This is a genomic window from Streptomyces sp. NPDC016459 (genome assembly GCF_040632845.1).
Taxonomy (GTDB): Bacteria; Actinomycetota; Actinomycetes; order Streptomycetales; family Streptomycetaceae; genus Streptomyces.
Genome location: NZ_JBEYCR010000009.1, coordinates 44,070 through 57,525, shown reverse-complemented (window position 1 = coordinate 57,525; position 13,456 = coordinate 44,070). Strand labels below are relative to the sequence as shown.

13 protein-coding genes are annotated in these 13,456 nt (G+C 73.1%); 5 read left to right on the top strand and 8 right to left on the bottom strand.

Going from position 1 to position 13,456, the window contains the following annotated elements; translation table 11 throughout:
• Positions 1–5: 5 nt before the first annotated feature.
• Together rpmI and infC are read right to left on the bottom strand one after the other, a co-directional pair.
• Positions 6–200, bottom strand: a complete 195-nt coding sequence (gene rpmI, locus ABZ567_RS21915; RefSeq protein ID WP_030316087.1) for a 50S ribosomal protein L35 — start codon at positions 198–200, stop codon at positions 6–8.
• 121 nt (positions 201–321) lie between these two features.
• A complete protein-coding gene (gene infC, locus ABZ567_RS21910; RefSeq protein WP_360792801.1) occupies positions 322–999 on the bottom strand; it encodes a translation initiation factor IF-3 in 678 nt (225 codons plus the stop codon).
• 353 nt (positions 1,000–1,352) lie between these two features.
• Between infC and ABZ567_RS21905 the strand changes: the two genes are divergently transcribed.
• Positions 1,353–1,730 (top strand): DUF1844 domain-containing protein, encoded by a 378-nt coding sequence (locus ABZ567_RS21905; protein WP_360792446.1) that lies wholly within the window; start codon positions 1,353–1,355, stop codon positions 1,728–1,730.
• Between the two features lie 74 nt (positions 1,731–1,804).
• Here the strand turns inward: ABZ567_RS21905 and ABZ567_RS21900 are convergent, their stop codons facing one another.
• The 3 genes from ABZ567_RS21900 to ABZ567_RS21890 all read right to left on the bottom strand — a co-directional run bounded on the left by ABZ567_RS21900 (position 1,805) and on the right by ABZ567_RS21890 (position 5,193).
• Positions 1,805–2,536, bottom strand: coding sequence for an SseB family protein (locus ABZ567_RS21900; RefSeq protein ID WP_360792444.1), 732 nt, complete (start codon positions 2,534–2,536; stop codon positions 1,805–1,807).
• Positions 2,537–2,635: 99 nt separating this feature from the next.
• Entirely contained in the window at positions 2,636–3,814 is a 1,179-nt protein-coding gene (gene mycP / locus ABZ567_RS21895; protein ID WP_360792442.1) for a type VII secretion-associated serine protease mycosin, read from the bottom strand.
• Positions 3,811–5,193, bottom strand: a complete 1,383-nt coding sequence (locus ABZ567_RS21890; protein WP_360792440.1) for a hypothetical protein — start codon at positions 5,191–5,193, stop codon at positions 3,811–3,813. The genes mycP and ABZ567_RS21890 overlap by 4 nt, the downstream gene beginning before the upstream one ends.
• A 109-nt stretch (positions 5,194–5,302) precedes the next feature.
• On the opposite strand from ABZ567_RS21890, the gene ABZ567_RS21885 reads away from it, so the two are divergent.
• Complete coding sequence (locus ABZ567_RS21885; protein ID WP_360792438.1) at positions 5,303–6,505, top strand: amino acid deaminase/aldolase; 1,203 nt, start codon at positions 5,303–5,305, stop codon at positions 6,503–6,505.
• Between the two features lie 87 nt (positions 6,506–6,592).
• On the opposite strand, the gene ABZ567_RS21880 is transcribed toward ABZ567_RS21885, so the two are convergent.
• From ABZ567_RS21880 to ABZ567_RS21870, 3 genes are read right to left on the bottom strand one after another with little or no spacing between them, the layout of a single operon-like run.
• Positions 6,593–7,375 carry a 3-oxoacyl-ACP reductase gene (locus ABZ567_RS21880; RefSeq protein WP_360792436.1) on the bottom strand — a complete coding sequence of 261 codons (783 nt, stop codon included), beginning with the start codon at positions 7,373–7,375 and terminating at the stop codon, positions 6,593–6,595.
• Positions 7,372–8,736 (bottom strand): aldehyde dehydrogenase family protein, encoded by a 1,365-nt coding sequence (locus tag ABZ567_RS21875; RefSeq protein WP_360792434.1) that lies wholly within the window; start codon positions 8,734–8,736, stop codon positions 7,372–7,374. Before ABZ567_RS21875 ends, ABZ567_RS21880 begins: the two co-directional genes overlap by 4 nt.
• Before the next feature lie 32 nt (positions 8,737–8,768).
• On the bottom strand, positions 8,769–10,133 hold the full coding sequence (locus tag ABZ567_RS21870) for a glutamine synthetase family protein (RefSeq protein ID WP_360792432.1): 1,365 nt from the start codon (positions 10,131–10,133) through the stop codon (positions 8,769–8,771).
• 90 nt (positions 10,134–10,223) lie between these two features.
• Between ABZ567_RS21870 and ABZ567_RS21865 the strand changes: the two genes are divergently transcribed.
• The 3 genes from ABZ567_RS21865 (at position 10,224) to ABZ567_RS21855 (ending at position 13,431) form a co-directional block, all read left to right on the top strand.
• Complete coding sequence (locus ABZ567_RS21865) at positions 10,224–10,952, top strand: FCD domain-containing protein (RefSeq protein ID WP_360792430.1); 729 nt, start codon at positions 10,224–10,226, stop codon at positions 10,950–10,952.
• Positions 10,953–11,205: 253 nt separating this feature from the next.
• Positions 11,206–12,690, top strand: coding sequence for an ethanolamine permease (eat, locus tag ABZ567_RS21860; RefSeq protein ID WP_360792428.1), 1,485 nt, complete (start codon positions 11,206–11,208; stop codon positions 12,688–12,690).
• Positions 12,691–12,744: 54 nt separating this feature from the next.
• The gene (locus ABZ567_RS21855) at positions 12,745–13,431 is read left to right on the top strand and encodes a gamma-glutamyl-gamma-aminobutyrate hydrolase family protein (protein WP_360792426.1); all 687 of its coding nucleotides are present in this window, start codon (positions 12,745–12,747) and stop codon (positions 13,429–13,431) included.
• Positions 13,432–13,456 lie beyond the last annotated feature (25 nt).

Here is a 13,456-nt window from a genome sequence, read left to right as displayed (position 1 = left end):
TCAGATCAGATGCCCAGCATCTTCTTGATCTTGGCCGCGTCGCCCGGGGCCATCTCGGCGTTGCCGGTGAGGCGACGCGTCAGCTTGGACGACTTGTGCTCGAGCAGGTGGCGCTTGCCGGCGCGCTCGCGCAGGATCTTGCCGGTGCCGGTGACCTTGAAGCGCTTCTTGGCACCGGAGTGCGTCTTGTTCTTCGGCATCGCGCCGTATCTCCTCGTCAGTGGCGCTCCCCCCGGTGCGGGCACCGGACATCCGGGAGCGTCAGTCTTCGTCTGGTGGGTCCGGGCGGGGCCCGGGGCTGCCTGGGTGGCAGCCCCTAGGTCACGCCTCGGGGGTCTCGGCCGGAGCGTCGGCCGGAGCCTCGGCGACCGGAGCCTCGGTCTCGGCCTCGGGGGCCGAATCCTCGGACGTCTCCTCGGCGGTGACGCCCTGGCGCTCGGCCTTGCGTGCGGCCTGGGCCTCACGCGCCTCGGCCATGGCCTCGGTCTTCTTCTTGTGCGGGCCCAGAACCATGATCATGTTCCGGCCGTCCTGCTTCGGGTTGGACTCGATGAAGCCAAGCTCCTCGACGTCCGACGCCAGCCGCTGCAGCAGCCGGAATCCCAGCTCGGGACGGGACTGCTCACGACCACGGAACATAATCGTGATCTTGACCTTGTCGCCCTGCTTGAGGAACCGGACGACGTGACCCTTTTTGGTGTCGTAGTCGTGCGGGTCGATCTTCGGCCGGAGCTTCATCTCCTTGATGACCGTGTGCGCCTGGTTCTTGCGCGCCTCACGGGCCTTCATGGCCGACTCGTACTTGAACTTCCCGTAGTCCATGAGCTTGCACACGGGCGGACGGGCGGTCGCCGCGACCTCGACCAGGTCGAGGTCGTACTCCTGTGCGAGCTCCAGGGCCTTGGCAAGCGGAACAATCCCGACCTGCTCGCCGCTGGGTCCGACAAGTCGCACCTCGGGAACGCGAATCCTGTCGTTGATGCGGGGCTCGGCGCTGATGGATCCTCCTAGGTAGCACTACACGACCGCCTGGCGGACGGACGCGCAACGTCTGTTTGAGACCAACCGAACCGGCGCATGAAAAACGCCCCGGACGGGACACAGGCGGGGCTCCATGGGAAATACCGGAGCACCGCCGCGGTCAACCGCGGGGCGCACATCGGGCGGCTCCATCGTCCGTACGGAACGATGGGCGCCACCTGACCGGTGACCCGCCACCCGCGAGGGTGGTCAGGTGGGAGATCGGAGCCTCCACTTGTGGGCCGGGCACACAGGTGTCCGGCCGGTCGTTACACAAGGTTAGCAGGACCCGGCGGTCTCCGCGAACCAAGGAGCGGCATATCGTATGAGGCATGAGCGAGACGCCCCAGAACGAGTCCGTGGACTCCCCCGACGCCCCCGACTTCGACGCCATGACCCGCGACATCGCGGAGGTCCCCGCGGTCGAGGTGATCGTGACCGTCGCCGTCAACCTGATGAGCGCCGCCGCGGTGAAGCTCGGGCTGACCGAGGAGGGCGACAAGTACAAGGACCTCGACGAGGCCCGCAAGCTGGTGCACGCGCTGGCGGGACTGCTCGACGCCGGCGCGACGGAGGTCTCGTCCTTCCACGCGGCTCCGCTGCGGGACGGCCTGAAGTCCCTCCAGCTCGCCTTCCGCGAGGCCTCCCTCGTCCCCGACGAGCCGGGCCAGGGGCCGGGCGAGAAGTACACGGGGCCGGTGTACGGCTAGGACGGCCGGTACGGCTGGAGCCGGCTGGAGCGGCGGGCCTCGTCCGCCCCGTATCTCCTCACCGCTCTACCGCTTCACCGCTTGACGTAGAAGGGCTCGCCCGGAGGCGTGGCCGAGGCCGGCAGGAGTGCCAGGTCGAGGCCCCGCACGAGGCGGGCCCTCAGTGTTTCGTCGGCGGCGAGAGCCCGGGCCACGCGCTGCGCGGCCTCCGCCGGAGGGGTGTCCGCCGCCAGGACCAGGGCGAGGGTGCCGTCGGCGGCGCCGGGCCCCAGGTGGGCGCGGAGCACCGCGGGCTCGGCGGCGACGGCGGCCCGTACCGCGTCCCGCACGGCGGGGTCGTCGAGCGGGTCCGCGCTGGTGCGGCCCTCGGCGAGGGCGAGCAGGGCGGGACCGGTCAGCTGGTACGGCACCGGACCGGCGAGGTCCAGGACGACCGTGTCCGCCTTCTCGTGCGCGGCGGCCTGGAGCGCCTGGTGGAGCGGGACGGCCACGGGCCGGGCCTCCGGGTCCCACAGGGCGAGGGAGGCGATCGAGGTGAAGGCGGGCAGGGCCCGCCGGTCCCCGGCCGTGAGGGTGGGGACCGCCATGTCGCTGGTCTTCTCGCGGCGCAGGCCGTTCTCGTCGGTCTCGACCTCGCCGAGGACGGCGACGACGGGGACGAGCAGCCGGGCGGTCCGCAGCGCGTCGAGGACCGGGCCGTGGGCGGTTCTGTCCTCCGCCCAGGCCGCGAGGGCCGCGGCGAGTCGCGGGTCGGCGGTGCCGTCGTCGTCGGAGAAACCGGGGTCCGGGATGTTCTTGAGCGCCACGCACCGAGCCTAACCGTCGCGCCCGGCAGGCCGGACACCCCCTGGGGCCTGTCCGGAGGGCGGCGCCGTCTGCCCCGAGCCCAGGGGGACTTCCGACCCCTAGGGGGTCCGGTGGGCGCGGTGGAGGACGACGGCGGCCAGGAGCAGCAGGACACCGAGGCCGCCCGTCAGGGGGGCGAGCAGGCCGATGGGGCGGCTCTCCTCGGCCGGGGGGAGGGGGCCGGGGCCGAAGTACCGGCCCCGGTAGCCGCTGGTGGTGTCCTTGGGGTCGCCGCCCGCGATCCGGGCGCCGGCCTCGATCGCGGCGGCCGGGTCGACCGTTCCGTATCCCCTGGCGTCGCTGCGGCCGCCCTTGGGCCGGTTGCGGGCGGTGTCGATGAGCAGCCGTTTGACCTGGGCCGGGGTGAGGCCGGGGTGGGCGGCGCGGACGAGGGCGACGGCTCCGGAGGCGAACGCGGCGGCGGCGCTGGTGCCCCACCCCTCGTAGTAGCGGCGGTCGGGGTCGGCGATGGCGATGTCGACGCCGGGGGCGCTGACGGTGGCGTACCAGCGGCGGGTGGAGAAGGAGGCGTGGGTTCCGTAGCGGTCGACGGCGGTGACCGCGATGACCCCGGGGTACGCGGCGGGGTACGAGATGTGGTCGCCCTTCTCGCCGCCGTTGCCCGCGGAAGCGACGACGGAGACGCCCTTCGCGAGCGCGTACTGGACGGCGGCGTCCTCGCCCGCGTCGGGGTGGGCGGACTTGGAGTCGTCGCCTAGGGAGAGGTTGATGACGTCGGCGCCGTGGTCGGCGGCCCATCGGATGCCTTCCGCGAGGGCGGTGCCCCGGGTCTTGCGGGCCTTGTCGCGGGCCTTGTCGGTGCCTTCGAGGATGACCCGCACGGGGAGGATCTTGGCGTCGGGTGCGATGCCGAGGACGCCGTCCCCGCCGTCGTGTCCGTGGCCGTGTCCGGCGATGATCCCGGCCATGGCGGTGCCGTGCCGGGCCCAGGCGCGGTCGCCCCTGGACGCGCCGAAGCCGATGAGGTCGCGTCCCGGGAGTACGGAACCCTCCAGGTCCGGGTGTTCGGCGTCGACGCCGGTGTCGAGGACGGCCACCGTGACGCCCTCGCCCTCGGTGGTGCGCCAGGCCTCCGTGGTGTGGAGCGCTTCGAGACCCCACTGGCGGGCCCGGATGGTGTCGGCGTACGCGGGCGTGGTGGTGGCGGGCAGGACGGCGAAGGCGGCGGCGAGCAGGACGGCCACGGTGGTGCGGTTGGGGCGGGTGGGACGCGTCACCGGGCGTTCTTCTCCTTCGCGGCCGTGGCGACCGTCGTGCGCAGCAGCCGTACGAAGCGCGCCGTGATGCCCTTGGCCTCGTGGCCGAGGCCGGACTGTGCCGTGGCGTCGGTACGGCCGGCGGCCATGGCCCGGTCGGCGGGCTGCGGGCCGTCGACGGCCCGGCCGTCGGCGAAGCCGGAGACGGCGGTGACGACGACGGGCAGGTCGGCGGGGGCGTTCAGCCACCAGCTGGCGCGCTGGGCGGCGCCGAAGCGGGCGGCGACGGTGCCGTGGCCGGAGAGCGCCGGCGGGATGTCCGCCCCGAGGCGGGGGGTGAGGCCGCCGCCCCCGGCGAGGGTGCGCTGCGCGTGCGCGTCGGCTCGGGTGAAGACGAGGCCGACGGTGATGACGCTGCTCTCGGTGGCGTCGGTGTACGTGGCGCGCAGGACGCGCTCGCAGCCGAGGGGGCGGAGGGCGGTGAGCAGGCCCTTGGCGAGGACGGCGGGCGAGCAGGCGGCGTCCGGGGCGACGACGATCCGGGTCCAGGTGCGCGCGGCGGCGCCGGGTCCGGCGCCGGGTCCGGCGAGGGTGCGGGGGAAGAGGGTGTCGACCGGGGCGTTGTGCCAGAGGTCCATGGCCTCGGTGTACCCGGCGGGTTCGGCGGGCTTCCCCGGCTCGGCGGCGGCCAGCCACACGCCGACGAGGGAGCCGCCGATGAGCCCGGCCCCGAGCACGGCACAGACCGCGACGAGGATCCGCCGCCCGGTACGCCGCTCCCGTACGGGCCGGAGCCGGGTGGTGGTCTCGCCGGGAGCCTGGGGGGACGGAACGTGGGAACCGTAGGTGTGTCCGTACGGGGTGGTGTGGCCGTACGGGGTGGTGCGGCGGTACGGGCTGAGGGACGGCGCGGGGTGCGGAGGCGGGGCGGGGGCGTACCGGGCGGAGGCGGCTGCCGGCGAGGACGGGGACGGGATGACGGGGCTCCACGCGGGGCGTGGCGGCGCCGCGGCGGCCGAAGTCCCCGGCCTCGACGCGGGGCGTGGCGGCCCCGAGGGCGCGGGAGTTCCGGGGGTCGTCCCCTGGCCGGCTGAGCCCGCAGGCCCGGCGGCGGGCGCTGTCTGTATCGGGGGCTCGCCCGTGGTCGTCCGACGTGCGGCCGCGTGTGCCGGGCGCGTCGGCGTCTCGGTCCCGTTCGCTCGGCGCACCGACGCCTCCGTGCCCGCCCGCGCCCCCGTGTGCGCGGCGTCCGCGCGTTCGACCTCCGGGGCGGTCTTCGGCTGTGCGGGCTCCGTACGCGGTTCGTCCGGGCGGATCGCTCGGAGACGGGTGGTGGTCTCCGTCGGGAGGAGGGCGTCCGTGATGCGCGAGGGCGTACGGGGGCGCTGCTCGCCGGTCATCCCCGTTCCCCCGCTCGTGTCGACAATGCCCGTCACTCTACGGGCTGTTCCCCCCGGCGCGGGAACCCAGGGGCTACCCACCCGTAAACCCGTCTGGCAAGCTCGGGCCATGACTCCCCGTGCCGCCGACCGGGCCCGTTACGACCGGGCCACCGCACATCTCGACGCGCCCGTGGCGGTCGTCGATCTGGAGGCCTTCGACGCCAACGCGGCGGACCTCGTGCGCCGGGCCGGAGGCAAGCCCGTGCGGGTGGCGAGCAAGTCCGTGCGGTGCCGGGCGCTCCTGGAGCGGGTGCTGGCGCGGGAGGGCTTCGCGGGGATCATGTCCTACACGCTCGACGAGTCGTTGTGGCTGGCGCGCGCAGGCTTCGAGGACGTCCTGCTCGCGTATCCGTCGGCGGACCGGTCCGGGTTCGGTGAGCTGGCGCGGGATCCGAAGCTGGCCGCCGCCGTGACCGTGATGGTCGACGACGTGGCGCAGCTGGAGCTCATCGACGCCGCGCGGGCGGGCGGGACGGAGGAGGTGCGGGTCTGCCTGGAGCTGGACACGGCGCTGCAGCTGCTCGGTGGGCGGATACGGGTCGGTGCGTGGCGCTCTCCGCTGCGGGAGCCCGCCCAGCTGGCGGAGCTGGCCCGGTCGGTGGCGCGGCGACCCGGGTTCCGGCTGGTCGGGATCATGGCGTACGAGGGGCATGTCGCGGGTGTCGGGGACGCGGTCGCGGGCCGGCCGCTGCGCTCGCGGGCGATCCGGCTGATGCAGGCGGCGGCCCGCAGGGAGCTGGCGGAGCGCAGGGCGGCCGTGGTGCGGGCGGTCCGGGCGGTGGCGCCGGATCTGGAGTTCGTGAACGGCGGCGGGACCGGGAGCGTGCAGCACACGGCCGTCGAGGACGCGGTGACGGAGATCGCCGCGGGTTCGGGGTTGTTCGTGCCGCGTCTCTTCGACAACTACACCTCGTTCAGCGGGCGGCCGGCCGCGCTCTTCGCGCAACCCGTCGTCCGCCGTCCGGGCGTGGGGGTGGTGACCGTGCTCGGAGGCGGCTATCCGGCGTCCGGGGCGGCGGGCCGGGACCGGCTGCCGGTGCCGTATCTGCCGGAGGGGCTGCGGTACGACCCGCGGGAGGGCCCCGGTGAGGTGCAGACCCCGCTGCTCGGGTCGCCGGCCGACGATCTGCGGATAGGCGACAAGGTGTGGTTCCGGCACGCGAAGGCCGGCGAGCTGTGCGAACGGTTCGACAGCCTGCGGTTGATCGAGGGCGACCGGATCACGGCGACGGTGCCGACGTACCGGGGCGAGGGCCGGACCTTCCTCTGACGGGCCTCAGGCGGAGGATCGCCTGCGCGGGACGGCCGGGTGTCTCGCGACGCCGGCCGTCCTGCGGTGCGGGAGTGGCACGCGGGGTCAGACCGGTGTCACGTACGCGCCCGCGATGCCTCCGTCGACCAGGAAGTCGCTGGCGTTGACGAAGGAGGAGTCGTCGCTCGCGAGGAAGGCGACGGCGGCGGCGATCTCGTCGGCCTCGGCGAAGCGGCCGACCGGGATGTGGACGAGCCGGCGGGCGGCCCGCTCGGGGTCCTTGGCGAACAGCTCCTGGAGGAGCGGGGTGTTGACGGGCCCGGGGCAGAGGGCGTTGACGCGGATGCCCTCGCGGGCGAACTGGACGCCCAGTTCGCGGGACATGGCGAGGACGCCGCCCTTGGAGGCGGTGTAGGAGATCTGGCTGGTGGCCGCGCCCATGATGGCGACGAAGGACGCGGTGTTGATGATGGAGCCCTTGCCCTGGCGGCGCATGTAGGGCAGCGCGGCCTTGCAGCAGAGGTAGACGGACGTGAGGTTGACGTCCTGGACGCGCTTCCAGGCCTCCAGGCCGGTCTCCAGGATGGAGTCGTCGTCGGGCGGGGAGATGCCGGCGTTGTTGAAGGCGATGTCGACGGAGCCGTAGGTCTCGAAGGCGGTCCTGAACAGCGCCTCGACCTCCTCCGGGTCGGTGACGTCGACCTTCACGAAGGTGCCGCCGACCTCCTGTGCGGCGGCCTTGCCGGCCTTCTCGTCGATGTCGCCGCAGACGACGTTCGCGCCTTCGGACGCGAGGCGGCGGGCGGTGGCGAGGCCGATGCCGCTGCCGGCTCCGGTGATGACGGCGGTGCGGCCGACCAGGCGGCGGCAGATGAACTCGGTGCTCACAGTGCGGGGCCCTCCGTGCTGATGAAGACGTTCTTGGTTTCGGTGAAGGCGGTCAGGGCGTCGGGGCCCAGTTCGCGGCCGAGGCCGGACTGCCGGTAGCCGCCGAACGGGGTCCAGTAGCGGACGCTGGAGTGGGAGTTGACGGAGAGGTTGCCGGCCCGGACGGCGCGGGAGGTGCGCAGGGCGCGGCCGACGTCCCGGGTCCAGATGGAACCGGACAGGCCGTACTCGGTGGCGTTGGCGAGGCGGATCGCGTCGGCCTCGTCGTCGAAGGGGAGGACGACGGCGACAGGGCCGAAGATCTCCTCGACGGCGCAGGGAGCGTCCTCGGGGACGCCGGTGAGAACGGTCGGCGGGAACCAGAAGCCGGGGCCCTCGGGTGCCTTGCCCCGGATGCCGTCGAGTCCGTCGGTGACGTAGGAGCGGACGCGGTCGAGCTGGGCGCGGGAGATGAGCGGGCCCATCTGGGTGCGCTCGTCGAGGGGGTCGCCGACGACGATCTCCTCGATCGCGGGGGTGAGGAGCTCCAGGAAGCGGTCGTACGCGCTCCGCTCGACGAGGATGCGGGTGCGGGCGCAGCAGTCCTGGCCGCTGTTGTCGAGGAAGGACATCGGCGTGGCCGCCGCCGCGGCCTCCAGGTCCGCGTCGGCGAAGACGATGTTGGGGCTCTTGCCGCCGAGTTCGAGGGTGACCCGCTTCACCTGGCCGGCGCACCTGGCCATGATCGACTTTCCGACCCGGGTGGAGCCGGTGAACACGATCTTGGCGACGCCGGGGTGTTCGACGAGGGCGTTCCCGGCGACCGGGCCGGTGCCTGGCAGGACCTGGAAGAGGTGTTCGGGCAGGCCGGCCTCCAGGGCCAGTTCGGCGAGGCGGAGCGCGGTGAGCGGGGTGGTCTCGGCGGGCTTGAGGATCACGGCGTTGCCTGCGGCGAGGGCGGGTGCGGTGGCCCAGGCGGCGATCGGCATGGGGAAGTTCCAGGGGGCGATGACGCCGACGACCCCGAGCGGTTCGAGGATCGTGATGTCCAGGCCGCCGGCGACCGGGATCTGGCGTCCGTTGAGGCGCTCCACTCCCCCGGCGGCGAAGTCGAGGAGGTCGCGGACGTTGCCGGCCTCCCAGCGGGCGTTGCCGAGGGTGTGGCCGGCCTCGGTGACCTCCAGGCGGGCGAGTTCCTCGATGTGCTCGTCAACGACGGCGGCGAAGCGGCGGAGCAGCCGGGCCCGGTCGGCGGGCGCGGCGGCGGCCCAGCCGCGCTGGGCGGCGGCGGCCCGTGCGACGGCGGCGTCGATGTCGGCGGGGGTGGCGGCGGGGACGGTGGCGACGAGCTCCTCGGTCGCCGGGTTCAGTACCTGGAGCAACTCTCTTCTCTCTTCTGTGACAGGCGCTTTCGTTACAGGCGTTCGAAGGAGCGGCGCAGTTCCCAGTCGGTCACCGCGGCGTCGAAGGCCTCTTGCTCGACGCGGGCCATGTTGCGGTAGTGGGCGACGACCTCGGTGCCGAAGGCGGTCTTGGCGATCTCGCTGGTCTCCCAGAGTTCGGCGGCCTCGCGCAGGGTGGTGGGCACGTGCGCGTACTCGGCGGTGTAGGCGTTTCCGGCGCAGGGCGGGGGCAGTTCGAGCTGCTGCTCGACGCCGTGCAGTCCGGCCGCGACCATGGCGGCGACGGCGAGGTAGGGGTTGACGTCTCCGCCGGGGAGGCGGTTCTCGAAGCGGGTGGAGCGGCCGTGGCCGACGACCCGGAGCGAGCAGGTGCGGTTGTCGTGTCCCCAGGCGACGGCGGTGGGCGCGAAGGAACCGGGCTGGAACCGCTTGTAGGAGTTGATGTTGGGGGCGTAGAGGAGGGAGAAGTCACGCAGGGCGGACAACTGCCCGGCGAGGAAGTGCCGCATGGTCGCGGACATCCCGTGCTCGTCGTCCCCGGCCATCACGTTCGTCCCCTCTCCGTCCTGGAGGGAGAGGTGGATGTGGCAGGAGTTGCCCTCGCGTTCGTTGTACTTCGCCATGAAGGTGAGCGAGTAGCCCTCCTGCGCGGCGATCTCCTTGGCGCCCGTCTTGTAGACGGCGTGCTGGTCGCAGGTGACGAGGGCCTCGTCGTACCTGAAGACGATCTCGTGCTGGCCGGGGTTGCACTCGCCCTTGGCGGACTCGACGGTGAGCCCGGCGCCGGTCATCTCGTTGCGGATGCGGCGCAGGAGCGGTTCGACGCGGCCGGTACCGAGGACGGAGTAGTCGATGTTGTACTGGTTGACGGGGGTGAGCCCGCGGTAGTTCGCGTCCCAGGCCTGCTCGTAGCTGTCCTTGAAGACGATGAACTCGAGTTCGGTGCCGACGTGGGCCGTGAGGCCGTGCTCGGCGAGGCGCTCCAGCTGGCGGCGGAGGATCTGGCGGGGTGCCGCGACGACCGGGGTTCCGTCGCCCCAGGCGAGGTCCGCCGTCACCGCGGCGGTGGCCTCGTTCCAGGGGAGCCGGCGCAGGGTGGCGAGGTCGGGGTGCATGGCGAAGTCGCCGTAGCCGCGCTCCCAGGAGGACATCTCGTAGCCCTCGACGGTGTTCATCTCGGGGTCGACGGCCAGAAGATAGTTGCAGCCCTCGGTGCCGTGGCCGAGTACCTCCTCCAGGAAGAACGGGGCGGCGAACCGCTTGCCCTGGAGCCGCCCCTGCATGTCGGGGAAGGCCAGGACCACGGTGTCGATCTCGCCGCTCGCGACGAGGGTACGGAGCTCCTCGACGGTGAGCGGGGGTGTGCGGTCTGCCACGGGAATGCTCCTCCTTCGGCCTGCCGGAAGTCATAAGGTATTGCGGAAGACCATTACTTGGGAAGGTCCTCGGGAAGGGGAAACGACGACGTGGCCAGGACGAGTGAATCGGCGGACCGGCTGACGCCCGTGCTGCGGCCGGTGCGGGCGGGCAACGGCTTCGAGGAGGCCCTGGAGCAGATCCTCCAGGTGGTACGGCTCGGGCTCGTGCCGGGCGGTGAGCGGCTGCCCGCCGAGCGGGAGCTGGCCGACCGGATGGGGATCAGCCGGGTCACCCTGCGCGAGGTCCTGAAGGTCCTCCAGGAGCAGGGGCTGGTGGAGAGCCGGCGCGGCCGGTACGGCGGAACGTTCGTGCTGCCCCGGGTCCAGAGGGGCGACGAGGACGAGCTGCGCCGCCGGATCGCCGCGGTCGACATGGAGGACACCCTGCGCTTCCGGGAGGTACTCGAGGTGGGGGCCGCGGGACTCTGCGCGGCCCACGGTCTGGACGCGGCGGGCGCCGACCGGCTGCGGGCCGCGGTGGCGGCCACGCACGACGCGCCCCTCGCGGACTACCGCCGCCAGGACACCCTGCTCCACCTCACGCTCGCCGAGCTCTCCGGCTCGCCGACGCTGACGGCCCAGTACGCCGCCGTCCGGGCCACGGTGAACGACCTCCTGGACTGCATCCCCCTGCTCGTACGCAATCTGGAGCACTCCCAGCACCAGCACACCGCGCTCGTGGAAGCGGTCCTCGACGGGGACGCGGACGCGGCGCGGGAGGTGATGCGGGAGCACTGCGCGGGGACGGCGGCGCTGCTGCGGGGGTTCCTGACGTGAGGGCGCCGCGCCTCCCCGCGTGAGGCACCGCCCCCGCCCGGCGTGAGAGCAGGCCCTCCCCGCGCGAGGGACCGCCCCCGCCCCGGCGCGGGGAGCCGAACCTTCCCGCGTACGCCACCGTCCCCGCCCCGCCTGACGAGCAGGCCCCCTCACGCGTAACCCGAAAGTCACGCAGGGGGGTTGCGCTCCCCCGTCAGCACCGCAAAGGTATGGCTCCAATCCATTGGGTCCGTTGCGGGGAGCTGACGCTGCCATGACGCTCGAAGACACGACCGGGAGCGCGTCCGGGGACAAGCCCTCAGGCGCGCCGCCCGGGACCGCCGTCCCGCCGAAGGACGACTATCTCGAACGCCGGGCGCTGCGCCGCGGCAGCGCCGGCTGGCTGCTGCTCACCGGGCTCGGCGTCGCGTACGTCGTCTCCGGCGACTTCGCGGGCTGGAACACCGGCCTGTCGAAGGGCGGCTTCGGCGGACTCGCCGTCGCCATGGTCCTCATGGGCGCCATGTACGCCTGTCTGGTCTTCGCGCTCGCCGAGCTCTCCGCCATCCTGCCCACGGCGGGCGGCGGCTACGGCTTCGCCCGCCGGGCCCTCGGCACCTGGGGCGGATTCCTCACCGGTACCGCGATCCTCATCGAGTACATCCTGGCCCCCGCCGCGATCTCCCTCTTCATCGGCGACTACGTCGAATCCCTCGGCCTCTTCGGCCTGACCTCCGGCTGGCCGGTCTACCTGGTCTGCTTCGCGCTCTTCATCGGCATCCACCTGTGGGGTGTGGGCGAGGCGCTGCGCTTCAGCCTGATCGTGACGGCGATCGCCGTCGCGGCGCTGGTCGTCTTCGCGTTCGGCGCGTTCACCGACTTCCACGTCGGCGGACTGAACGACATCCCGGTCGACGACGAGGCCTTCGGATCCAACTCCTGGCTGCCGTTCGGCCTGCTCGGGATCTGGGCCGCGTTCCCCTTCGGCATGTGGTTCTTCCTCGGCGTGGAGGGCGTGCCGCTCGCCGCCGAGGAGGCGAAGGACCCGGTGCGGTCGATGCCGAAGGCGCTCGCGATCTCCATGGGCATCCTGGTCCTCCTCGCCGTCGTGACCTTCCTCGCCGCCACCGGCGCGCGCGGCTCGGCGATCATCCAGACGGACGGCAACCCGCTGGTCACGGCGCTCCAGGGCAAGGGGGAGCCGACGGGGCTCAGCCGGTTCGTGAACTACGCGGGCCTCGCGGGCCTCGTCGCCTCCTTCTTCTCCCTCATCTACGCCGGATCGCGCCAGCTCTTCGCCCTCTCCCGGGCCGGCTACCTGCCCCGCTTCCTCTCCCTGACCAGCCGCCGCAAGTCGCCCTACCTGGGGCTGGTCATCCCGGGCGCGATCGGCTTCGCACTCGCCGCCGGAACCGGGAACGGGGCCCGGATGCTCAACATCGCCGTCTTCGGCGCCACCATCTCGTACGCCCTGATGGCGCTCTCCCACATCGTGCTGCGGCGCCGTGAACCGGGGCTCCACCGGCCCTACCGCACGCCCGGCGGGATCGTGACCTCCTCCGTGGCCTTCGTCCTGGCACTGGCGGCCCTGGTCGCGACCTTCCTGGTGGACCGGACGGCGGCGTTCATGGCACTAGGGGTCTACGTGATCGCCCTCGCCTACTTCGCGTTCTACAGTCGGCACCACCTGGTGGCCGGGGCGCCCGAGGAGGAGTTCGCCGCGCTCGCCGCGGCCGAGGCCGACCTCGCACGCGACTGACGGCCCGTCCCGACCGGCTCTCCCGTCTCTGCCGTCCCGTCTGGAGGAATTCCCGTGTCCAAGCCGCTCATCGGCGTGACCACCTACCTCGACCAGGCCCGTTGGGGCGTGTGGGACATGCGGGCCGCCCTGCTCCCCGCCGCGTACCCACGGCTGGTCCAGGGGAGCGGCGGGCTCGCGGTGATGCTGCCGCCGGACGGGCCGGCCGCAGCCACGGCGGTCGTGGCCCGGCTCGACGGACTGGTCGTCGCGGGCGGGGCGGACGTCGAGCCCGTACGGTACGGGGCCGAGCGCGACCCCCGCACCGGCCCGCCGGCCCGGGAGCGGGACTCCTGGGAGCTGGCCCTGATCGACGCCGCCCTGGCCTCCGGGACTCCGCTGCTCGGCATCTGCCGGGGCATGCAGCTCCTGAACGTGGCCCTGGGCGGGACGCTGGTCCAGCACCTGGACGGGCACGTGGAGGCCGTCGGGGTGATCGGCCGGCACGCGGTGAAGCCGGTACCGGGCAGCCGCTACGCCACACTCGTCCCCGAACTCACCCAGGTCCCGACCTACCACCACCAGGCCGTGGACCGCCTGGGCGCGGGCCTGGCGCCCTCGGCGCACGCGGAGGACGGCACGGTGGAGGCCGTGGAACTGGCCGATCCTGCCTGGGCCCTCGGCGTCCAGTGGCACCCGGAGCTGGGCGAGGACCGACGGGTGATGCGGGGGCTGGTGGAGGCGGCCCTGGGACGGGTCTGACAGGGGGCGGGCGCCCGGGCGGGGC